Genomic DNA, 23,815 nt, shown 5'->3' on the forward strand with positions numbered 1-23,815 from the left:
TGCATCTTTCCCGGCGAAGGTAGCATTCCAGTTGCTTAGTGTTTAACGTCCCCAGCGTTCTTTGGATCAACTTGCTGATTCACTTGAACGCCCTTTTCGGAGCCAATTAAGCCTCTCGCGATCGAGGCTTCCCCGCTTGTACCGGGACCCGGAGTGGGCCTAGGTGAGGTACGAGGGGCTTTTGTGTCGGATTCGAAGTTATCGCCTGGTATGTTTGTCAGCCTTCCGGGACGGCGGGGTACCGGCAGGCTGCTTGCCATCGAGGGAGAACAGTGCCGAGTCGCCCTGTTCCACTCCATTGACGAGATCGAAGAGTGCTGTTTCGACAGGTCCGATTTAGGCCGCGCCTATTTGGGACCGCAGACCCGTGTCTATGTGCAAACTCCCAAGGGCTGGGCAATCGGCAGGGTAGTCGACTACGATCCCTCCGGTATGCCGTGGGTGGAGTACACGGTTCGCTTTCCGAATAATCACCTTGGTGACTTCAAGGAAAATCGCCTTCAGGTACGGGTGTTCGAACCACACGCCGACCCTAGCGACGTGCTCGCCCGCGGTGGCGGCGAGAGTCAGTTTCTGCATGATCGACGTTGGGCCGCTTTGGAGAGTTCGGTGGCTTTGAGGGGGGCTAGCAAAGGTCTCACGGCCTTCTTATCCAGCAGAATTGAACTGGTCCCGCACCAATTTGCAGCCGTCCGTCGCGTGCTCACCGATTTCGTCCAGCGCTATCTGTTGGCCGACGAGGTCGGTATGGGAAAGACGATCGAAGCGGGGGTTATCGCTCGCCAATGCCTAATCGATGATCCCGATCGATGCATTCGCGTGCTCGCACCATCGCCCCTGGTCAGCCAGTGGCGAACTGAACTAGAGGATCGCTGTGGCCTCGGCGAGTTCCCCGGACGCGTCGAGTACCTTGCCTTCAGCCAACTCGATGAGGCCAGGCTGCCCGCAGACCTCTTGATCGTGGATGAAGCTCACAGCCTCTTGGCGGATGAAACGCTGAATCGGGCGTTGCGCCGCCAAGCCCACGCCACGCCGCGGCTGCTCCTTCTGACAGCGACCCCTGTCCTTGGCGATCCAATGCGACTCCTCGACCTTCTTCACCTCCTCGATCCAGAGACCTACGGACCCGAGGACGTATCCAAGCTGGAGATGCGACTGCAGATCGGCCGCGATCTTGGGCGGCTGCTCATGAGCCTGTCCGATGACGCCCCGGTGCTGATGGTAAGGCGCGCGGCCATCGAAATCGGGAGCCGCATCCCTGAGGACGAACTTGTTGGAGGGCTGAAGGACTTGATTGTGGCGGGTGGGGAAGAGGCTACCGCGGCCACCGCGGATTTACGCCAGCATCTGGCTGACACGTATCGCGTGCACCAACGTCTAGTGCGCGCCCGACGCAGCGATGCGGTACTCTATTTTCGCCCGCGCGGACAACTGGTGGATGGCCGACGGGAACACGTCCTAGAAGAGGTAGACGAAGACCTTCGCTGGCCTGACATATTGGCAGCGATCGAAGACTGGCGGGAGGACGTCGGTGCCGAACTGGATCCCAACAACTGTACCGCTGGGCGCGCTGAAGCGGCCAGACATCTCTTCAAGCAAGTGGAGGCTATCGGTTTCAATCTGGACGCGGCTGCTGCTGACGTAACGTTGCCAGCCGCCGTGGCGGCCATCGCGGGTCGGTATCCTGGGACCCGCAATGCGGCGGCGGTAGCTTCGGATAGTCTGGTGACCTTGCGCCGGCGCCTGCACAGCCAAGGCGAACGCCATCCCAAGATTGTCGCCTTCGCGTCGCGTCCGGAGACCGTGGCCGCGTTCGCTTTTGCTTTGGCTGAACGGGGCGAGAGTGCACTAACCTTCACGGAGGCCTCCACCAATTCCGACATAGACGCAGCCATCGCGCGCTTCCGCACGGACTCAAACATCTCGGTACTGATTTGCGATCGCGCCGGAGAGGAAGGTCTCAATCTCAACTTCGCCGACGCCCTGCTGCATTTGGATCTTCCCTTCTCGGTGATCCGAATGGAGCAGCGGATTGGCCGGTTGGATCGATTCGGCCGCACTAAACCAATGGTTCGGCAGAGAATCCTTCTTCCCAGCGAAGACGATGCAAGCCCATGGGCGGCGTGGCAGGAACTATTGACCAAAGGGTTCGGGATCTACGAGCGGTCCACGAGCGACGTTCAATTTATCCTGGACGGACTTGAGACGGAAATTGCGCAAGCTTTCCTCGAAGGCGGCGCAACCGCCCTTCGCGAAATGATCGAGCCGGTTCGGAACAGGTTGCAGGAAGCGCGGCAGCTTGCAGATGAACAGTACGCCTTGGATGCGGTGGCGCTGGCGGATGACGCTGGGAAAGTGATTGAGGCCATCGAGGACGCGGAGGCCGATGAGAAGATGCTCGAACTCGCGGCGGAGGGGTGGCTGTTGAAGGGATTGCAATTGAAGCGGTTGCGTCTGGAGAATGAGGAGGATCCGTTCCGGTACGACTGGGTGAAAGAGACCCTTCTGCCTAGGGAACCGTGGGAGCGCGAGTTCGGGCTCGAGCGGGAGCGCCCGCTCACTTGGCGGCGGCGTGTCGCCTCCCGGCGAGGTGCGGCTCTTTTAAGGCCGGGGGCTCGCGTTATCGACGCCATGGAACGGGCTCTCAGGTGGGATGATCGCGGTTCAGCGTTTGCTACATGGCGCGTCGATCCCAGTCTGGAAGGCAGCGACATCGCCTGGAGTGGCTTCCGCCTTTGCTTTGTTGTCGAGGCCCAAATCAGCAAGGATCTTGAGGTATTCCGTTCTGCTGACGTGGACGGACTTTCCCGCCGAGCACAGTCGTTCCTCTCGCCATGGACGATGCAATTCCACCTCGATCCGAAAGGGCTGGCAGCCCCACCGCATTTGCTGGATATCCTCAAACGCCCCTATGTGCGGGAGCAGGCGTCAAACGGGACGCGCGACATCAACCTGTCGAGCCGCTCCGACATTTTTGCCCGTATCGTTGAGCCCTCTGTATTTGCCGCCGCCTGTGTCGAGATTCGCGAACACGCCGACGCTATATTGCGGAAGCAGGCCGACTATCTGGCCCAAACCTCTGAGGCAGTGCGTCTTGCAGAGCAGGATTTTCGGCGCCGGGCCCGTCGCCAGGACAGCCAAGGGATCGCGGAAGCGAGGGCGGTTGTCGAGGCGGTTCGTGCTCCTAGGGTGCGCCTGGATTCCATCGGTTTCTTTGTGCTTTCAAGCCGAACTCCGTCACGGGCTGGGCTGGCATGACCCTAAGGGGAGCACGGGCTTTTGCCGCCCTAGGACGCCTGCTCAGCGGGGAAGCGCAAGAGCCGTGGGTGTCACCCGACAACCCATCCTTTGATCGTCTGCGGCGAGCCATGCTGCATCCTGCAGGCCGCTCCCCTCTCGACCTCGCGCTGCTCCTGCGGCAGGCGCTGAGCCACGAGACGGCCCAACGCGAAGGACCATCCGCGAGTTGCACCCTAGGAGAAGAATCTCCTCTGCTCGACTTTACGGACTGGAATGTCGTCGGTCTTCGCGCTCATCCTTTGCCGCGAGGTCTACAAATAAACCTCACGCCCTGGCGCCCCGCTTGGCTAGGATCTACGCCGACCGAGGGGGTTGATCGCTATGCGGCGGCCGAGCAGCCAAAGAATTTCGGTGAAGACGCTCGGACGGAGGGAGATCCGTTTCTTGCGGCTCTCGGCCACGATACCTACCAAAGCGTGGGCCAACGCGCAGCCGTCCGCGCGGCGCTCTCGACCCCTCCGGGTGCTACTTTGGCTGTGGGTTTGGCCACGGGCGAGGGTAAGAGCTTAATCTTTCAGCTGGCTGAGCGAATTGGCTTCACTGGGCAACAAGACCAGCGCGAGCCGGGGCTTGTCCTTGTCGTCACACCAACAGTGGCATTGGCCATTGATCAGGAGAATTCCGCAGTTGAAAGGGGCTTTGTCGCTCCTATTGCCTATCGCGGGGGCGAGGCTTTGAGCAATGCGATCCTAGTCGCCCGCATAGATGAGGATAGTCAAGGCCTTTGCGTCGCCTCGCCGGAAGCGGTCTGCGGTCCCTTGCGGCGATCGCTGCATCGTGCTGCCGAGCGTGGCAGGCTTCGCGCCATCGTCATCGATGAAGCCCACCTGGTAGATGGATGGGGCACTGGCTTCCGAACAGAATTTCAAACTCTTGGTGGAATTCGTCAGGAGCTCGTCGACGCCTCTCCGCCGAAAAATAGGGCTAGGACTATTCTGCTATCGGCCACCCTGACACCGGCAACGATCGCAATGCTGAAAACGTTGTTCGCTGGCGCGAGCCCATTTGCGGAGGTCGCAGCGATCCGACTGCGGTCGGAGCCTGATTACTGGGTGGCTCAGTCAACGACCGATCTTGATCGGCAGTCCCGCGTCCTCGAAGCCCTGCACCATGTTCCTCGCCCAGCGATTCTGTACGCCACACGTGTGGTCGATGCAAAGGCATGGTTCACGCTGCTGCATGCGGCAGGCTTCCGTAGCCTTAGGATGGTGCATGGCGAGAGCCCAAACCGAGAGCGCGAGAAGATTCTGGGCGATTGGCGTGAAGGGAAAGTTGACTTGGTGGTAGCGACCTCCGCCTTTGGGCTTGGGATCGACTACCGCCATGTTCGGTCTGTGTTGCACGCCTGCGTGCCAGAGACGCTGGACCGCTTTTATCAAGAAGTGGGTCGGGGTGGGCGTGATGGACGAACATGTTTGTCCCTCGTCATGCCCGCCTACGGGGACGGTGCGATCGCCGAACACATCAACCAGAAACTCGTAATCGGATTGCCCCGCGGGCGGCAGCGCTGGCGATCCATGTTTGAGCAAAGCCGCACGGCAGATGGGGTGGATGAATACGTCGTCCCCTTGGACGTCGCCCCGAGTAACGAGCCTGATGACATCGATATGCGCGGCGAGCGAAACAGTGACTGGAACGCCCGCGTACTCACCCTAATGGCGCGTTCGAACCTCATCCAATTGATGGGCTCTGACGAACCTCCAGAAGGAAAGAAGGGTTCCTATGAACGGATCCGTATTCTTGAGTTTGATCATTTGCGTGAAGACGCCTGGGTGGATCGCGTCGAACCCGTCCGTCGCGATCTCGCCGCTGCCAGCCAGACCAGCCTTTCACTAATGCATCAGTTTCTGACTGACGCTGCATGTCCCGCAACCTTGTTTCGACGTCTCTACGAGGCAGGTCCAGAAGCGCATTCCTGTAGCCGCTGCCGGCTTTGCCGGGTAGACAAGAGCTGGCAGGCGCCCGAACGTCCTCGGCTGGAACCAGCATCCCCATGGCCTTCAAGAGGCCTCGGTTCTGGCCGGCTAGCCAGCCTGCTCGACCAAGCTAATAGGCTGCTTGTCTTCTATGATTCTCAGGCAATAAACCTTAGGTTTCGTAGACGCTTTGGTGAAATTCTGGAGAGCTTGGTCGCAGAGGGGGTACAAAACCTAGTGATCGTCGGAAAAATCCCCCTTCTGGCCAAAGAAGCGCAGGATGTTTGCCGCGACCGGCCGGTGTTTGTAGCGCACGTCGAGCGCATAACTCAGCGCCGACTTCCGACGGGTCCTGAGCTTGTGCTGCTTGCCGAGGGAGCGCAGTTGGAAGCGCTCGATCTCGCGCCATGCCGGGTCGGGGCGGAGCGGATCATCGTAGCACCTCTCACGCTTACAGATCCGAGCCGATCTGGCGTACCGCTTCAAGCCACTAACGCGGGTCGGTCGCTTGCTTATGACGTTTTCCATGCGAGGCTAAGAGCGTGAGTATCATCGGTAGCATGGAAGCGACGCCGAGCAGGGTCCGCCTCTTGGTGTCCGTACTGAGCGAGCGAACCTCAGGTGAAACGCCAGAACGATTGCTGGCCTTTTGTTCACCCAAGCCACTCTGGCGCAACGTTGCTGAACCAACGGTCATCTTTCGACAGACGCTGAAGGCTGCAAAGGACTTGCGCCTGATTGAAGAAGAGGGAGACAAGCTGCGCCTAACCTCCTCTCTGTCGTCTCGTCGCGAGTTTACAGAAGCCACATTCCTGGCGTCCTTAGAGGCCGTTCTGCTTCCAGTTTCGGCTCCTGACGACGACGGCGAGGCGGCGTTCGCGAGAGCTATAGCTTGGTTCCTGATGCAATCAGTAAAGCTTCCTCTGCAATTCGGCGTCACTAAGAAGGATGACATCCAGAAACAGTTAGGCGACGAGGGGGATGTCTATGACCTAACGAATAAGGATCGTTGGAATGCGTTTACCTATTGGTGCCGCTACCTCGGGTTTGGAGAGGCCCTGGCGGCGCGCTCCATGGTCCCAGATCCCACCGTAGCGCTGCGCCGGTTGCTCCCAAGAGTCTTCTCCAAGGGGCAGGAGGCGCCGATCGGAACCTTCCTGCAATCTTTGGCTAGCGTGTCGCCGGTCTTCGAGGAAGGCAGGGTCCGCAGCGAAGTCGAAGGCCGCTGTCGTCCCGCGTTCGCCCGCCAACCCCAACGGCTGTCGCAATCCACGAGTTTCGCGCTCATAAGGCTTGAGCAACTGGGTCTGATCCACCTAGACGCTCGTGCTGACGCGCAGGCCATGGTGATGGATTTCGGCGCAGATGCACCGCGTCGGCTCAGTCGGGTGATTTATAAGGGCGAGCGCGCGTGAAGAATTATCTCTGTTGGAGCCCGACGGGTGTCACCGCGGTCGTTAACACCGAGGCCGAAGCAGTGTCGCCCGCGACATTCCGCGCTGTACACAGCGATTGTACATTGCAAGTTTCGCCCCCCATGGGAACAGCGTTCCAGGACCTCGCCCCAAGCCATTTTACCGGGATGTCTCAAGAGGATCTGCTGCGCGAATTCCTTCGACCGGAGGTCAACTATTCGAGACTTGCCGTATATGGCCGTAGTGGATCGGGAAAGTCCCACCTGATCCACTGGTTGAAACTGAACATTCCGAAGTCAGAAGACCGCCTCGTCTTGGTGATCCCAAAGGCCGGTACCAGCCTGCGTTCGATAATTGAGATGATCATCGAGCAACTCGTACCCGAAAGGCAGACCAGCTTTCGGGAGGTGCTGGAAAGAACTGGTGATGCGACCGCGACACGTGCGGGCCAAAAGGAAAGACTTTTAAACGAGATCGCGTACGCAATTGGTGAAAAGGTACCCTTGCCCGCTTCGCCCGACCTCGATCTAGAACGGGAGCTTATCAAGGTACTTCCGTATCTCTTTCAGGATGTTTATTTTCGCCAGAAGCATTTCTTGCAGGATGGGAATATCATTTCTGAGTTGGTCGATCACGTCTTCGCCGCGCCGACCGCATACCGTCCCGTCGACGAACGGCGTCGGTTCACCGCTGACGATCTTCCGGTCGATCCACGAGACTTTGGTCAGGCGGCCAAACTCGCTCAGCAAGCCCTTCACTACCTCTACGGAGTGCCAGAAGCCCTGCAGATGGCTGTGGCTATCATCAATGACTGCCTCAATTCGGCAATCATGCGGACTCTCAGTTTCTCTGGCGACCGCCTGATAGGACTGATGGCCGATCTGCGCCGGCAACTCTTCGTCGAGGGCCGCGAACTAGTTCTCCTGATCGAGGATTTTGCAAGGCTCCAAGGTCTCGATCGTGCGCTGCTACAGGCGATGATCGAACAGGGGGATTCCGAAAACAGACTTTGCCGGCTTCGGTGGGCGATTGCGGTAACGACGGGCTTTTTCGAACAAGTTGTCGAGACCGTGTATACGCGAATGAGCTTCTTGGTCGATATGGACAAATCCGTTGGCCGGCAGACGTCCGGCCGGATGGATCGTTCCTCTCTTGCGGCGTTCGCGGGCCCGTATCTCAACGCCGTTCGGCTTGGTTTAGGGCGCCTAGAGGAATGGGACTCGTTTGGATCGGCGAGCCCGCTTCCAAACGCCTGCGAGGAGTGCTCATTTATGTCGTCCTGCCATGATGCCTTCGGCGCCACGACGATCGGCCATGGCCTCTATCCCTTCACATCCACAGCGCTGTGGAACATGACTGAGCGAGCTGATGAGCGGATGCAGGAGGCTTTCAATCCGCGCGCCCTGCAAACCAATGTGCTGGTTAAAGTGCTCGACAATCACGGGCCATCCCTTGCAAGCGGCCACTTCCCACCCAGTGCGCTGTTGGACGAACTGGGGGGGTTTCGAGGTCTTTCGGCGACGACGCGAGATACGCTCCGAAGGCGAATGCCCGGTGAAGAAGGGCGTCTTGGCGCTTTGTTGGAGCTTTGGGACGGATCAGGAGCGATTCTGAATCTTCCGCCAGGTATTCGGGACGCCTTCAGCGCTCCTGAAATCCCTGATGCGGCAGAGAGAGAAGAGCAGAGGGAAACTGCGCAGGAGCCGGGACCTCAGAAGGACCAACCGGCTCCCGACATGCGTACACGAGACGAGCGTGAGATCGAAGCGTGGGCAACCGGGGACACGCTGAAGAACGCTGCTGATAAGTTGCGACCGCTCTTGTTCGACGCAATCGCCGACTCCATCGATTGGGATGGGCTTGGACTAGAGCGCAGCACCTTCTGTGGCGCCGACAGCCCTCGCCCATTCCGACGGCGGTCGGTCGTTTTCACGCGCCAAAGTACAGCCGCGATAAACTCCCTGGTCTCGGTCGAAATTCCGGGCGCGAATGCAAGCGCGGCCGAATTCGACCGCACAGCACTTGCACTGCAAGGCCTGCTGCGAGCCCAGAGAGACGGCACTTGGGATTTTCAAGGCGGATCGCAGGCACTCGCGGCCTTCCTTCAATGTCTGTCCACATGGCGCGATGATGTCGTTGGCCAAGTCCGTAATTTGACTGCTGCTACGGCCGATTGGTCCCATGCGATGGCCGCAGCAGAATTGCTTGCAGTCGCTGCGGCATTGAACGGCAAAATCAAGGCGGACGCCGAGCTGACGTCGGACGTCGCTGCACTCTTCACGGCCGAGTGGCCGGAGGAAATTCAGGCCGTGAGTGATGATTTGCGACGAGTCTACGGCACCCTTTACACCGGCCGCACCGGGCTCATTGAGGTTCTGCGGGCCTTTTGTTCGGGGAGCAAGGGTGGCGAAGTAGGCACTCTTGTGAATCCCGCTGTTCCTATCGCAGCGCTCAAGCGGGTGCGGGCTGAGGGATGGCGCCTCACGCTCAAGCCGCCCTCGGACATAAACTTCGACCTCCTTCGCAAGGCGGCAGATCTCTACCGGAAGACTGCAGCGGCGTTGGAACCGGCGGCGAACGTCGAGCAAGCCGACCGATTGTCCTGGCTCAGCGAGGTGGAGGCCGCCTTTGGGCCGGAAACAAAGAAACTAACGATTGTGACGACTCTCGCAGATGTTAGGACGAGCTTAGTTGGAACGGGTTTGGCCGGTCGATCGGCAGGCAAGTTGGAGGAGGCCCTCGGGCGGTTCGACAGCGTTCAGTTTGATGATGCTGTGTCAGCTTCGCGCATGCTGCGGGACGCTCCGGACGCAGTTGGAATGATTTGCGCGTTTGCCCGCGGGCGGCGTGGTGCGGTCATTGCCGCGAGAGAACTGATCGCAGCCACGCAGGCGTTTTTGGATCAATCCGAAACCATCCTGCGGGAGCAGGCGGACCAACAGTCGGCCCAAGAGCAGGCCGTGGCGACGGACATTCAGAGGATCGAAACGTCCCTAGACGCGATCAGCAACCAACTGCGCATGTTCGAGGTCGAGCATGCTACTTGATCGCGCTCTTGCCCTGAAAGCTGGGTTGGCCGAGCACCAAGATTTGAAAGCGGCGAGCAATCAAGCGCAGGTTTTCGCGACCCGCGCTGCGCAGTTGTCGGCCCCTGCGACGGCGCTTTCGAATGCATGTGCATCCCGGGCGGGCCTCAAAGCCCAGAACGTCGTTGTCCATGCCCACCTTCCTCTACCAGGCCTCCGACGTCGCGCAGAGGAACTCCTGGCGACCTTCCGCGCAGATCGGGCGGCTTTGGGCAATGCGGACGAGAGTATCCGGTTTGAATTCCTGCCGGCCGTGAAGAAGGTGGCCGAGGAGATCGACCGCCTAGCGCTCTCTGCTTGGACGGAGACAGTCGATGAACAAGCAGATCTTCCAAGCGAAGACGTCCTTCGCGCACTTGAAGCCATCCCCAACTATCACGGCCACGTCCAGCGTATTCGAACCGTGGCCGAGCGTGTGAACATCCTGCGCAGTCGCGTCCCGGATCCAGAACAGGTGGCCGGCAAACTCGCGGAGTTGACGGCCGCACGCTCAGCAAAAGACGCTGAACTCGGAACCATGACGGGCGACGGTCTGCCTGCGAAAGTGCTTCGCTTTCTGCGCGCCGCCGGACAACAAGGGGCGGCCCTCTCCGACTTCACAGAGGAGGTGGCAACCTGGCTTGAGGACCGCAAGCTGAGCGATGCCTTCCGCATCGTATCCAGAAGGACCACCTGAGCATGGAGGACGAAATCCTTGAGGCGTTCGAAAGCTTCGAACTGCGCTCGCTTCGTTGGGGATTCGCAGACGGGTCGTTCTCGGAAACCGAAGCGCTCGAGATCATAACCAATACGCTTCAGACGCGAGCCGATCCTGAGGTAACGCTTGATGCCCTAGTCCGCGGCCGGTTGTTGGTCGAGGTCTGGGCGCCCGGGGACCAACGGCGCTTAAGGTCCCGCTTTGCAGAAACGGTCCGCCTCCTCAGCCGCCTGCGCCAAATTTTTCCGAGCACGCCGTGGACCAATGCGCCCCGGCTTGTGTCTGACTTTCGCGTCGACATCCGACGACGCAGTTATCCAAGTCGCGACTTGCCTGCAAGCGAAGTCTTTTGGCGGATCGCCGGCAACACGGCTACGCCTCTTCGAACACAGATCTGGAAAGCTCTTAGCGGAGCAGACTTGTTGCTGGCCGATTTTCAAGAGGAAGCGGCGCAGCGCCTGCTGCATAGTTCCGGAGATCTCGGCCTGATTGTTACAGCCGGCACCGGGTCTGGCAAAACAATGGCCTTCTACCTTCCTGCCCTCACGCGAATCGCTGAATTGGTGCGGGTCAATGAGAACTGGACCAAGGCTCTAGCAGTTTATCCGCGCACCGAACTACTTAAGGACCAATTTGCCGAGACGTACCGGATGGCTCGACGGCTTGATGGTGTCCAGGTCGCGCCGAGACGTCCGATCAGGATCGGCGCCTATTTTAGTTCCACACCCGGCTATCCGGATCCGACCGATGTGAAGAGCCGGGGCTGGACGCGCCGTGGTGGGTCTTTCGTTTGCCCGTGGCTGCCATGCACGATCTGTGGGGGAGATCTGATCTGGGCCGAAGCCGATCTTGCGGCCCGACGCGAGCGGTTGACGTGCGTAAATCCACGGTGCGCCAGCGAGATCGATGAAAACAAAATAGTGCTCACCCGGCAGCGGTTGCGACGAGAACCGCCCGATCTCCTCTTCACGACTACGGAGATGTTGAACCAGCGGCTATCTGACCTGGATGCCCGTCGGATGTTCGGCGTCGGCCAACCCAGCGACCGACGGCCGTTGTTTGCTCTGTTGGATGAAGTCCACACTTACACTGGAACGGCCGGAGCCCAGGCGGCTCTCACACTCAGGCGATGGCGCCATGCCGTCAACGCGCCCGTCACCTTCGTAGGCCTCTCAGCGACGCTGCGCCAGGCGACGCAGTTTTTCGCCGATCTCGTTGGTCTTGATCCAAGTCTCGTGGAGGAGGCTTCGCCAACGACCTTCGTTAAGGAAGGGGCAGAATACCAAGTATTGCTGCGCAGCGATCCGGCGTCGCGAAGTTCCGTACTCTCCACCTCGATCCAGTCGGCCATGCTCCTGTCACGCATGCTAGACCCGCTTGAGAACGGCCGCTCAGGCGGCCGCTTCGGCAGCCGCCTGTTTGCGTTCACAGACAACCTCGACGTGATCAACCGATTGTTTGACAATCTCCGGGACGCCGAAGGTCTGGATATATTCGGTAGACCGCGGGGTGGCACGCAACCCCTAGCGGCGCTAAGGCGGTCCTTACCGGGTGAGGCGGACTTCGCACGACGCGAGTTAGATGGACAAAACTGGCGGGTAAGCGAGGACATCGGTCGGAGGCTGGATCAACCGTTGCTGGTGGGTCGAACGACGTCCGAAGATGCAGGCGTGCTCGGAAATGCCGATGTGGTGGTGGCCACGGCGTCTTTGGAGGTCGGGTACAATGATGCGCGAGTGGGCGCAGTGCTGCAACATAAGGCGCCGAAGGACGCGGCGTCCTTCCTCCAGCGCCGCGGTCGCGCTGGGCGAAGTAGAGGTATGCGCCCATTAACCGTCACGGTGCTGAGCGATTACGGACGGGATCGGGTCGCGTTTCAAGCCTACGAACATCTTTTTGATCCCGTCCTTCCCGCCCAACCACTGCCCGTTCAGAACGAATATGTGCTTCGGATGCAGGCAACCTATGCGCTATTCGATTGGATAGCGGATCAGGCCGGTCAACAGGGACGCGGCTGGGCATGGGATGTCCTGAGCCGGCCGCAGGGTGACAGAGCGAGCGCAAGCGATGCCTTGCGCGAAGTCGCCAAACAAAAACTTCTCGACCTCAGTCGTGGCGAGCCCACGGCAATCGCTAGCCTAACGCAACACCTTCGCCGCGCTCTGAAGATTGACCAACCCACGGTCGAGACTCTCCTATGGCAGCCGCCCCGATCACTGCTGCTAGATGCCATCCCTACTCTGTCCCGGCGGCTCCATCGAAACTGGCGCATCGCACACCCGCCCCGCGACGGGATGCTCGATCTCTATACGGAGTGGCATCCGCTGCCCGATTTCGTGGCCCGCAACCTATTTAGCGATCTTAACCTCCCAGAAGTAACAGTCGTACTGCCCCCGGCCACGGTACAGTTAGACGAAAAGCAACGGGGGATGCCCATTGCCGCTGCCCTCGCCCAGTTGGCGCCGGGCCGCGTGACCCGCCGCTTCGCCGTTGAACGGGGCGGGCTCCACCATTGGTCGCCCCTTGATCCGGACATCGACGACCAGGCCCTTTTAATCAGTCAGTATGCGGAACTCTCCGAATATATTGGGGACTTTGTGACCTCGGAGGGGGCGTTTCACGTGTACCGTCCGTGGCGGGTTCGGCTGCAAGCGCCAGCCCGGCATATAGCGGGGCCGACGTCCAACGGTTCGTTTGTTTGGCGTTCTGAATTTGTGCCGCAGGGCGACCCACTCTCCATCGAGCTAGGCCCGCGCAGTCCTTGGCGGAGGCATGTTTCCAAAATCTCTTTCTACCTGCACCGACACCGGAGCAATATCGGGGTTCGTCGCTTTGCCCCGGGCGGTGAAGCCATCCTACGCAGACAGAGCGGCGACCGACGCATTAGGTATCGCTTTGTCGACGACGAGGGCGCGACCGCGGCGATCGGCTTTGAAATTGAGGTCGACGCGCTCAGCCTTCAGCTGAACCTTGATCTGGTTCTACAAAAGGCGGCCTTGACACTGCCGACGGACACACTCGCCGGTTGCCGGTCCGCCTATTTCCGGCACCTGATCCTGCACGACCCGGAAATGCCCAGCGACGTGGACCCGTTTCAGCGCGAATGGCTGCATCAAATCCTGCTCTCTGCTGCACTTGTGGACTCGGTAGATCAGAACGTCGGCCTCTCCGCTGCTGCGGTATCCATCTTGGACCAACCTGACGCGGTGGACCGCCTGCGCTTGGCTATGGCCGTTATCTTCCAGAATCAGGCCGTCAGTGATCTTGACGGCGAAGATGGCGCCCCGGACGACGCTCCCACTACCCATGCCGACGGCCACCTCAGCGGCCAAGAACAGGCGTTGACCGACGTCATGAACCGGGACGAGGTCCTGCAGCGCCTTCGAACTCTCTCCGAGCAGGCGAGCGAACCCGAGCCCCGCGCCGTTCGGGCTTGGATGGTCGACACGGTGGTCGCGACGCTGACGGAAGCTGTCCTCCAAGCGTGCGCTGCTATGGCACCGCGACACATTTCCGCCGACTCGCTTGTAGCGGACACCGAACATGCTACGTCGCCGACGATCTGGATCAGTGAAACCACGCTAGGTGGCGCGGGTGTGCTGCAGGCCATAGCCGAGCGAGCCGCTGAAGAGCCGCGGCTGCTTGCTCGAGCAATGGAAGGGGCGCTAGCCCCGACCGACCTCGAAGTCGCCGCGAACGGCCTCGAAGCCTTCGTGGAACTGGTGCACACGGATCGAGACGTGCGTGCAGCGGTCGCGCTGCTTCGTAGTGCTTCCGGCCACACCGAGAGGGAAGGATTGCGCGCCCGCCTCTACCAGTTGCTTGCTACGCGCGGGCTTGACGTTGGCCATGCCCTCAGTGTTTCGCTGAATGCACGACTTCTGACGCCCATGAATGGACCGGAACTTGATGGCTTGCTACATGACCTGTTGGCGCGCTGGAGGGATCTTGAGACGCGGATCGGCGTCGCGGTGGGCGTTCGCGAGATTGCCCATGTCTTTGGCGTGGATCCGAATGTCCGGGCGCGGTTGCGCATTGTGGTCGGGTCTGCCCACGAACTGGATCACGCCGAGGCAACGCAACTTCTCGCAAACGTGCTCTGGCCACGCGGTGTGGAGACCAGCCAACGGGCGCTTCAGTCCTACAGTCCATACGCCGCGCGACGACACGCTGACCCCCGACTTGCGCGAGCGCTCCTTGAGCGGTCCGGGCGGCGAGTATCCCTGGTCGATGTGGAATGGCGAGCCCGTCTCGGAGAGGCGCTAGCTGAGGAAGGGTCGGCGGAACTGTTCGCACCGGCGGCGGCCGCCGCTGCTTTCCGAACCGCGCTCCTGGAGGTACTTCTGGACCCTGTCGACGTCGGGTTTCTGCAATTTTTCCCTCGGGTGGAACGTGTCGAAAGCCATCCCGCCGGATGGGTCGCCACCCTGGTCGTGCAGGAGCAGGTATGACCGCTTCAAGGGATCTCACAGGCCCAGGTCAGACGCGGGCTATCCGAGACCTTCTCCAGTCTCTGTTCGCCATCGAATTGTTGTCACCTAGCCGCAGACTTTGGCTCGGTTTCGGCTGGATCACAGACATCGATATCCTCGACAATGAAGCTCGACAATTCTCCGCGCTGCAGCCGGATTGGCCCGCTGCTGCCATTCGCTTGTCGGCTGTGATCGAGGCCCTGGCCAACAAAGGCTGCGAGGTGATCGTGCTCACCCGGGATCATCCGCACAACGTGAGCTTTGTGGACAAGATGCGAGCGCTAGGAAGCGCCAATGGCGGCGCTGTGCGGACTCTCGTCACGCCCGATTTTCACGAGAAGGGCATACTGGGCGACGGCTATGTCTTGTCTGGATCCATGAATCTTACATGGAGCGGCATCACCGTAAACGACGAGCATGTTCTGCTTCGGCGGGATCCCGCCGCAGTGGCCGAGCGGCGGATCCAGCTTGAGGAGAAGTGGGGGCACGGCCGATGATTGGCGCTGCCGCATCCGAGGCCGAAAGCGTCTTAGCGGCATTTCGGGCTTTTGCTCCAAGCCCGCTTTCCGATCGGCACACAGCTTTGGAGGCTACGGCTAAGGATGCAGCGTTTCCCGGCGCCATACTCGCTTGGCCTCGTGGGAACAAGGTCACGATCTACTACGCCGTCGCTAACACGGCAGCGGAGTGGAGGCGTCTGCGTCCGCTTCTTCTGTCGTTCGTGGGGCCAACGCTTACCAACTTTGGGGGTCTCCCTTACCACCCAGAGGTTTACCAGCCTCACGAGAGGATTCTTGTGGATGCGGGCCTCGCAGCCGTTGCTAGGCTGGTGCCGTCGCCGGAAACGGCGGACAGCGCCGAGCGTGCGCTTGGCCGTCTCGTCGCGATGGTCGCGCGGACACCACCGAGTAACGAGCCCATTCCGGAACCTACCAGCCGACTGCTGGCGAGAATCCGAGACCACCTCAATGCGCTTGCAATCGACGACGCCTTCGCTGTTCTCCAGAGGTGCCGTTCGGAGCACCGTCTCGACGCGCTCAATCTGCGCTTTTTGGAAATTGAGATCCGGGCGGCCGCGCGCGATTGGTCCGCCATAGCCGGCATGCCAGCGTTTGAGTCCCTTGTACAGGCACGGCGTCCGGCGGCTGTGACCGCTGCCCTGTTGGAAAGCCTTTATTGGACGACATTTCGCGACCAAGCCTATGACATCGGTATTTATGCTGCTGCTGTACGACCGATGGCCCGCGATCTCATTCGTCTGCCGGCTTCGCCATTACTCGAGGAGGGCGCTTGGCGGCTCTACGCTATGGAGGCCTTGGCCACCGATCCCTCTGGCCTCCTCGCACAGGCCGCATTGGCTTCCGGCGCGGACCTTGGCGAGTTGGCGACCGTGCTGGTGCCCGGGTTGGTGGAGTCAACCGTCGTCCATGTGCACACCGAGAACGCTGAGCCGGCTGTTTTGGCCGCGCAGGCGGTTGCCGAAGCTGACCTCACCGGCAGTCTTTCGGCGTACGACCAAGCGAATGCGCTGCTGCAGGCGCTGCCAGAACCTGACCGCGAGAGCCTTCTTCGTTCCTACGTTGTTCGCCATGCGCTCTCTAACCTAGATCAGGAATTCGGCCAGGATGATCTGCCGACAAATTGGCCACATTGGCTCAGCGCGATAGCGCGACCCGCATTCACAAGCGCCGCAACCATCGCTCGCCGAGGTTCCGAAGAGTGGAGCACGGTTGACGAGTTGGGGGATCCAGCAACGGCATCTGGTTTGGCGGACTGCCTTCGGGGCGCATCGGACGAGCCTCCTGCGCTCGATCGCCTCCTGGAAGCGCTGCCGCATTTTGTGGCCTGGCTTCAGAAAGATCCGGAGTTCCCCCGCGTCTCTGGCCATGTCGTCTATGAAGCGGCCCTGGAGCGTATCATGTTGAGCGGGCGATTTGCCCCGTTGATGCTGGACTCTGCCGGGGTTCTGGCTCGAGCGCTACTATCGGGGGGCCTCCTGGCGACCGACTATCGTCGCCTCCTTCTTGACCTACTTGAGTATTCGGGAGAGAGCGCCGGACTTCGCTCAACCTACTGGCTGATCGATCTTGTCGAAGAGACGATCGCCGCCCCCGCGCCGGATCAAGCCGCGAGAGAGCAATTCTGGCAAGGAGCTGTCTCGCGGCTAATCCCGATTGCCCATCAACTTTCGCCCCTCCAGAGACGCAGTCTAATTGGGGTGGCCAATGCGCTGGGCTGGCCCGCGGCCCTCCCCACAGAGTTGGTCAATGCCAGTGCGGACGCTGCGAATGAGACGAAACTCGCAGCCAGCCTAGCAGGCAAGTTGATCGGGATTTACACGCTCACCGAGTCTGCCGGCGCCCAATCCGCGGCAATTCTCATGGAACTTGAGGCCACCCTACAGGTCCGGGTTAACAGCGAGCACGGTGGCAGCCCCAGCTTGCGCGCCCTCGCCGAGAACGCCGACCTCTTTGTCATCGTCGCGGGTTCTGCGACCCATGCCGCAACAGATTTCATTCGCGCTAGGCGAGGGGGACGGCCCGTCGTCTACGCTGCCGGGCGCGGAGCCGCGAGCATTCTGCGCGCTGTTGAGGAGTGGGTGCGGGAAGTCGGATAGCGGCAGACACGCACCGCCTCCCGGAAGGCCTGCCCGCCATAGCTGCGATTATTGCGGTGGTAGCCGGCTCGACACCGGCGGCTGCTGTCGTCGCCAGGATAGCGGGTGTGGTAACCACAAGGTAGCGCGGACGTCGTGGAACATGAGCCACGTGCTAAGCCTGAGGGCGAAGATGGCCAGCAGTAGTCCGGCCTGTGACCACCGGCCCGCTACAGTAGGGGCGCCATGACGTGACAGCCCATAAATCAGCCTTCGTTGCAGGCGTCTTGGTATTTCCCAAAGGCTGGAATCATGCCTCACCGTGCGGAAAGCACCACACCTCCATTGGAAGAGTTACGCTTGAGCGAGGTTAGACTGAAGTAACGATAATTACTCCGGGACCTGCGGCCCGGGCCTGCATCCCACCGAGAGACATGCCGCCCAGCAAGGCCAGGGCGAGACCAATCACCTGCATCGTTTTCATTTGCGATCTCCTTCGATCGTTGGTTCGAACACTTTGAAGGCCGGCCAGAAGGCGCGCTCGTGGTATGCTTTGGCAACCGGCCCCAATTCAATCGCCCACTGCGCGGTGTGGTAACGAGCGCTCCAAAGCCCCAGCTCGACCATGCTAGGCACCCAATAGTCGCGCAAATCCTGATTCTTCGCATAGCCGAACCGTTTGGCTACTTTGGCAAGCGGTTCAGGCGCGCGGTTCGCCACCGACAGTCCGTACTGCTCGAAATAGATACCCATCGCCTTATAGCTCAGGGCCTTGTCGAGAAAGTTCTCTCGGCAAAGGAGCGCAGCGTCATTTCTCAGCCGCTCCAGATTATTGCGGAGACCGTTCTCGAAGCCGCGCGCAATCAGCTGAAAAAGTCGGGAAATGCGGTGGCCATTCGGGCCGAGAGGTCCGAGCGCATCATGTGGCCACCACTGTCCGGCCTCAAGGCTATTATCTGCATCGTAACGGTGGTCGTTACGCAGCAGCCAATCCCTGGTGGCGTCCGCATGGAACACGACCTTCTTGCGAATTTCCCGTTTCTTGAAATGCTTGGTGGCCGCTTCAACCCGTCGCAGAATTTCCGCCAAGGGAGGTGGGCCCTTGCGCCCGCCGGCTGCGCCGCCCTGATCCGAGTCTTTTAGCACGGGACTTTTCTCCCAAAGATTCTCCTGAACGATGTAAGCAGCCTGACTCCTGAGCGCCAGTGGGTGAGGGGAAGACAGGTACCCTCAGGGGACCCCCCGTTGCACAGCCCGGGTAGGGGGCCGATGACCACGCCGTGTTGAAACGGGGCTGCCTTCAAACATCTCCAGTGCAACACCGCAATGCGCTTCCATTGGCATGCCCGCGATGGTCGCGGCGCCGAGTGCCCGTTGCGGCAAGGAGAAGAATGTTATGACCAAGTATCTCGCACTTTTGATGGCGGCCTCCACAGCGCTCACCGCCATCTCCCAGCCAGCCTCGGCTAACTGGTTCGAGAAGGCCTTGCACGATGCGGGCAACGCCGTCGAGAAAGGCCTGCACGACGCCGGCAATGCCACCGAGAAAGGCCTGCACGACACCGGCAACGCCGTCGAGAAGGGCCTGCACGACACCGGCAACGCCGTCGAGAAGGGCCTGCACGACACCGGCAATGCGGTCGAGAAAGGCCTGCACGACTCCGGTCACGCCCTGGAAAAGGCGGGACAGGATGTCGGTAAGTTCGTGGAGGAACATCCATGGGAGACTGTGGCCGTCATCACCTTCGTCGTCGGTGGCGGGTATCTCCTCGTCTACCAAGGCTATACCCTCAATATCGCCGTCGGCGAACAGGTTGTCGCTACCCTGACCAGCACCGAGCTCGGCTTGGGCTCGGTTGCCACGGGGGTGGGAACTGCCGTCGTCACCGCCAGCCAGCCGCCGTCCGCCGTCGAAGATGCGGGCGCGGACAGCGGGCAGCAGGCACCGAAGATCGATACCCCGGCCGGCAACAACGACGTGCGTTCTGTGGTCGAATTGCCGTCTCTCAACACGCCCCCTCCGGCATTGCCTGAAAACGCCTCGGATATCCGCAAACTCAACTTCGCCAGGGAAGTGGTGCTCTGGACACGGGACAGCCAGCCGATCGAGCTTTTCAACCCGGACGACTATGGCAACAGTATTTCGCCGATGGAGAAGGCCCTCCTCGAGGCACATATTAGTCTTGAGACTGTGCCCGACTCCGCCGCCGACGCCGCCGCCAAACAGCAGGCCGAAGACCGCCGCAACTTCATTCGCGACAAGGCGAAAGAGGTTGGAGTCGATCTGATGACGGGCAAGGTCCCGGACCCGAAGGACATTGCTAAGGACGTGCTGTTAGAGGTCCTGACACCAACCACCCTCGGGGACGGCCAGAGTGCCGCGCGGGAGTATTTGAAGCTGAAGGTCGATGACGAACTGCGCAAGTACGCTGAAAAGCGTGACCCCTGCATGAGGAAAGCCTTTGCGCCCGAATGCATCAAGCTTCCTGCCGGCGACGGCCCGGTCATTCACGCGGCGCCCTAAATCCACATTTTCGTGGGGCCCGGACCGTTTGTTCGGGTCCTTTTCTGTTTGGCCCAACCTCCACGATAATTTGCTCCGACAAATCGTTAGTGTAGCGGGGTAGCGAGCTGGATAAGGTCCTGGGAGATGATGGTGGCACCATCCCACGTTCGCCCCTTCTTCGCCGGCGCTTGCACTTAGCAAAGAGGCGATTCCTCGCACGTCCGCGGCGCGGCCAGTTTGAGAGCCTCGTCGATATGAAGATATCCTTGAGTGACGCCCCTTGCAGCGTGGCCGTACGTCGCGCCAGATTGATGAAGCGTGCCCGCAACGACGAACGCCGCCGCTCTAACGAAGAACGGCGTATAAACCGCAGTCCTGCGCGCGTCCGCAACAGCGGACGATCGTCGCGCGCGGGATGAAGGAAATTCGCCCCCACCGCGGGCGGGTAAGCGGGACAGCCGTAGGAGCGTCAGCATAGCGCCGGCCGTAGGACGGGACGCGGGACCGACTGTCCCCGTCCGCGATGGTCCGCATGCCCCGTCAGGGGATGGAAACCGCCCAGCCGAGACCGCCTGCGGGCTCGGTGTTACGACAGTCCGACCGGGCCGCTAGGTCGGGATGCCGACGGAGACGTGGTCTTGAGCGAACGGTCGGCGAAGCTCCATCTCAGCAGACCTGGGTGCGGCGGGTTCAGGATACTGGCAACGCAAAGACTCGAGCGCGAGACGGCAAGCTGTGGCAGTTCGGCTTTCCTTCATCCAGTTCGACGTCTGGCATCTGTCCGCCGATCAGAGGACATCATGGTCTGTGGCATCGCGAAAAATCATCCTATCGCCGCCGAATCCGACCGAAAGTGCGCTTGTTTTCGGTGAGTTTTTGGTGAGTCTTTTGAATACGCACATCCTATAAATCCGCCTAAGCGATTGATTTTATTGGCGCACCCGACAGGATTCGAACCCTGTGACCTCTGCCTTCGGAGGGCGACGCTCTATCCAGCTGAGCTACGGCTGGATCTCGCGGGGGCAGTTCGCCGACCCTGCCCATGCCCATGCCCATGCACTGAGAGGCATTTCTCAAATACCCACCAACGTTCACCTTCGTCGTGCCATGGCGTCTTACCGCGTGGTCGGTCGATCGCGCGGCCGAAGACGGGCACCATCTCGCCACGTATCCGGTGCCGGGACGCCTTGGCGCACCACTTCGCTGAAAAGGACGAAGAAAGTGATAAGCTTTTTCATGTGCACCGCGTGTGCACGTCGCGCTCTAAGTGGTTGTTTCTTAACCTATCGCTCCCATCCATCAGTGGGACGACCCTCGACACCAGCGTCCATATTGCCCACGAGTGTGAACGCGGCGAAGCGGCCAAAGCCGCCGCGTATCGGAATAGTCACGCCACTGTGAATCCGGATTAGGCAGTCGGCGAAAAAGCGCTGCTGAGATGCCGATGGCAGCCGCAACGTCCGGCGGTCCCATTGAACGAGCCAGACCGACCAGGGGGTCAATGTCCTCGTATCGTTGCCCGCTATATTGCCGTGCCCATGAAATGGATACCATGAAGAACCTTAAGCGCTGGTCCTGCGGCGAGGAGGACAGCCAATGGACTTACCTGCGCCGAGCCACCTGATAATCCAAGGCCCAATCGGGTCGAGTGCCCGTCACACATGATCCGCCATATCGGATTGTTCAGCGCGAAGTATGGCAGCGACATTGAACTCATGAGGGAAGGGCTGGAGCTTCTGACCAGGATTCCTCACGCGTTGCGACTAGAGATTGCCCTTAACCACAAATCCGATCTATTGAGCAAAGAAATCGACGTCATCGTGTACCCTGAATTCGAGAATGATGTCGGACGCCGCCTACAAAGCGCATGAGCTTTACCTGGAGGCCGTTAGGCGCGTGCGTCCGCTTCGAGAGCTGCGGCTTGCCGCCGACTACGATGTTGCGACTGCTGTTTCCCGCGACAAGCGCGATGCCTGAGCCTTCGGATCAGCACCTTCAGGCGGTGGCAACGATCGCCTTCACAATGCCCTTGCTGCCTTGCTGCTCTAAGACCTTCACGTTATCGATCAGCCGGATTTCGCCGAGCCACGCCGCAATAAGCAGTCGCGCAGGTCGATCGAGCGCCTGCAACGGCTCGAGAGTCTCTTCTGCCCGCAGTTCCAGATACTCGACTTGAGCGTAGTCGGCGGCGACGATCGCCGCCCGCGCTTCGACAAGCGTTGGGCCAATCGGTGCTCCGTTCGTGAGTTGCCCGGCCAGCTCGAACAGGATCGATGCAAGCTTCGGCGCGGCCTGCCGCTCGGCCGGCGTGAGGCGGACATTGCGCGAAGACAAGGCCAAACCGTCGGGCTCGCGTACAGTGGGGCAGCCGACCACGGTGATCGGAATATCGAGATCCCGCGCCAGGCGCCGCACGACATGCAACTGCTGAAAATCCTTCTCGCCAAAGAAGGCGAGATCGGCCCCGGTCTGAAGGAACAGCTTGGCCACGACGGTCGCCACGCCGTCGAAATGGCCGGGCCGGAACGCGCCGCACATGCCGTCGCTGACGCCGTCCACCGAAACCGTGGTGGCGAAGCCGTCCGGGTATATCTCCGCGGCGTCCGGCACGTAGAGCAAATGCGCGCCAAGAGACGCGAGCTTTGCCGCATCCTCCTTCTCAGTGCGCGGATAGGCGGCGAGGTCTGCCGCGCTGTTGAACTGCTTCGGATTGACGAACAGCGTCACGATCACCCGGTCGGCTTTTTCGAGTGCGGTGCGGACCAGGCTGAGATGCCCCTGGTGCAGCGCGCCCATCGTCGGGACGACCGCGACGCTTGCGCCTTCGCGGCGCCATTCCGCAACCGTCGCGCGCAACTCCGCAACGGTCCTGACGATCGGCACGTTCATGCAGCTTCTCCGCCCTTGATGCTTTTGGGCGCATCGCCGAAGACATGCTCAGTGCTCGGAAAGCGCCGCTCGCGCACGTCGCGCGCGTAGGCCGCGATCGCAGTTTCGGCCTGCTCGCCGAGCTGCGCATATCGCTTGACAAATTTCGGCTGGAACGGCGTGAACATCCCCAGCATGTCGTCGACCACGAGGATCTGGCCGTCACATGAGGACGAAGCGCCGATGCCGATGGTGGGGACCGCGAGGTTCGCGGTGATCCGGCGCGCGAGTGCCTCCGGCACCTTTTCGAGGACGACCGCGAAGGCACCGGCTTCCGCAACCGCGGCGGCATCGCGCAAGATCCGCTCGGCGTCGTCGCCGCGCCCCTGCACCTTGTAGCCGCCAAAGGTGTTGACCGCCTGCGGGGTCAAGCCGACATGCCCCATGACCGGGATGCCACGTGCAGCAAGGAATCGGATCGTCGCAGCCATACCCTCGCCGCCTTCGATCTTGACGGCGCCGCAGCCGGTCTCCGCCATCAGCCGGGCAGCGTTACGAAAGGCCTGCTCGGGGCCCTCTTCATACGATCCGAACGGCATGTCCACGACCATCAGCGCGCGCCCGACGCCGCGGCGAACCGACTGTCCATGCATGATCATCATGTCGAGCGTGACGCCAAGCGTGGAGGGCAGGCCGTGAAGCACCATGCCGACGCTGTCGCCGACGAGCACGATGTCGCAATGCCTGTCGACGAGCCTCGCCATCGGCGTCGTGTAGGCCGTCAGGCACACCAGCGGCTGGCCACCCTTGCGGGCGACGACATCTGGTGGCGTCATGGCTTTCAATTCGCCAGTCGCACTCAATGGTGCCTCCTTCCCATGCGTCATCTATCCGTGGGGCCGCGTTTGGCATATTTTTGTGCCAGTGCGAAGAGCCAAATGACCGCATCGCTGCCCGAC

General features: G+C 60.9%; 12 protein-coding genes and 1 pseudogene. 10 read left to right on the forward strand and 3 right to left on the reverse strand.

Annotation, left to right across the window (positions count from 1 at the left end):
* Window positions 1-183 precede the first annotated feature (183 nt).
* From dpdE to dpdD, 8 genes are read left to right on the forward strand one after another with little or no spacing between them, the layout of a single operon-like run.
* Window positions 184-3,258 (forward strand): protein DpdE, encoded by a 3,075-nt coding sequence (dpdE, locus tag NKH21_RS09115; protein ID WP_352864403.1) that lies wholly within the window; start codon window positions 184-186, stop codon window positions 3,256-3,258.
* Entirely contained in the window at window positions 3,255-5,762 is a 2,508-nt protein-coding gene (gene dpdF / locus NKH21_RS09120; protein ID WP_352864406.1) for a protein DpdF, read from the forward strand. Before dpdE ends, dpdF begins: the two co-directional genes overlap by 4 nt.
* Window positions 5,759-6,631 carry a protein DpdG gene (gene dpdG / locus NKH21_RS09125; protein WP_352864409.1) on the forward strand — a complete coding sequence of 291 codons (873 nt, stop codon included), beginning with the start codon at window positions 5,759-5,761 and terminating at the stop codon, window positions 6,629-6,631. Before dpdF ends, dpdG begins: the two co-directional genes overlap by 4 nt.
* Complete coding sequence (gene dpdH, locus NKH21_RS09130) at window positions 6,628-9,678, forward strand: protein DpdH (protein WP_352864412.1); 3,051 nt, start codon at window positions 6,628-6,630, stop codon at window positions 9,676-9,678. The genes dpdG and dpdH overlap by 4 nt, the downstream gene beginning before the upstream one ends.
* Complete coding sequence (locus NKH21_RS09135) at window positions 9,668-10,393, forward strand: hypothetical protein (RefSeq protein ID WP_352864414.1); 726 nt, start codon at window positions 9,668-9,670, stop codon at window positions 10,391-10,393. The genes dpdH and NKH21_RS09135 overlap by 11 nt, the downstream gene beginning before the upstream one ends.
* A 2-nt stretch (window positions 10,394-10,395) precedes the next feature.
* The gene (gene dpdJ, locus NKH21_RS09140) at window positions 10,396-14,865 is read left to right on the forward strand and encodes a protein DpdJ (protein WP_352864417.1); all 4,470 of its coding nucleotides are present in this window, start codon (window positions 10,396-10,398) and stop codon (window positions 14,863-14,865) included.
* On the forward strand, window positions 14,862-15,383 hold the full coding sequence (dpdK, locus tag NKH21_RS09145; RefSeq protein WP_352864420.1) for a phospholipase D-like domain-containing protein DpdK: 522 nt from the start codon (window positions 14,862-14,864) through the stop codon (window positions 15,381-15,383). Before dpdJ ends, dpdK begins: the two co-directional genes overlap by 4 nt.
* The gene (gene dpdD / locus NKH21_RS09150) at window positions 15,380-17,503 is read left to right on the forward strand and encodes a protein DpdD (protein WP_352864423.1); all 2,124 of its coding nucleotides are present in this window, start codon (window positions 15,380-15,382) and stop codon (window positions 17,501-17,503) included. The genes dpdK and dpdD overlap by 4 nt, the downstream gene beginning before the upstream one ends.
* 459 nt (window positions 17,504-17,962) lie before the next feature.
* On the opposite strand, the gene NKH21_RS09155 is transcribed toward dpdD, so the two are convergent.
* A complete protein-coding gene (locus NKH21_RS09155; protein ID WP_352864426.1) occupies window positions 17,963-18,628 on the reverse strand; it encodes a hypothetical protein in 666 nt (221 codons plus the stop codon).
* A 250-nt stretch (window positions 18,629-18,878) separates the two neighbouring features.
* On the opposite strand from NKH21_RS09155, the gene NKH21_RS09160 reads away from it, so the two are divergent.
* A complete protein-coding gene (locus NKH21_RS09160) occupies window positions 18,879-20,006 on the forward strand; it encodes a hypothetical protein (RefSeq protein WP_352864428.1) in 1,128 nt (375 codons plus the stop codon).
* Between the two features lie 1,643 nt (window positions 20,007-21,649).
* Window positions 21,650-21,965: pseudogene (locus NKH21_RS09165) on the forward strand (Dabb family protein).
* An 18-nt stretch (window positions 21,966-21,983) separates the two neighbouring features.
* Here NKH21_RS09165 and panC read toward each other — a convergent pair.
* On the reverse strand, window positions 21,984-22,877 hold the full coding sequence (panC, locus tag NKH21_RS09170) for a pantoate--beta-alanine ligase (protein WP_352864431.1): 894 nt from the start codon (window positions 22,875-22,877) through the stop codon (window positions 21,984-21,986).
* Window positions 22,874-23,719, reverse strand: a complete 846-nt coding sequence (panB, locus tag NKH21_RS09175) for a 3-methyl-2-oxobutanoate hydroxymethyltransferase (protein ID WP_352864434.1) — start codon at window positions 23,717-23,719, stop codon at window positions 22,874-22,876. Before panB ends, panC begins: the two co-directional genes overlap by 4 nt.
* Window positions 23,720-23,815: the final 96 nt, after the last annotated feature.

The organism is Mesorhizobium sp. M1329, from assembly GCF_040318035.1.
In the GTDB taxonomy this organism is placed as follows: domain Bacteria; phylum Pseudomonadota; class Alphaproteobacteria; order Rhizobiales; family Rhizobiaceae; genus Mesorhizobium.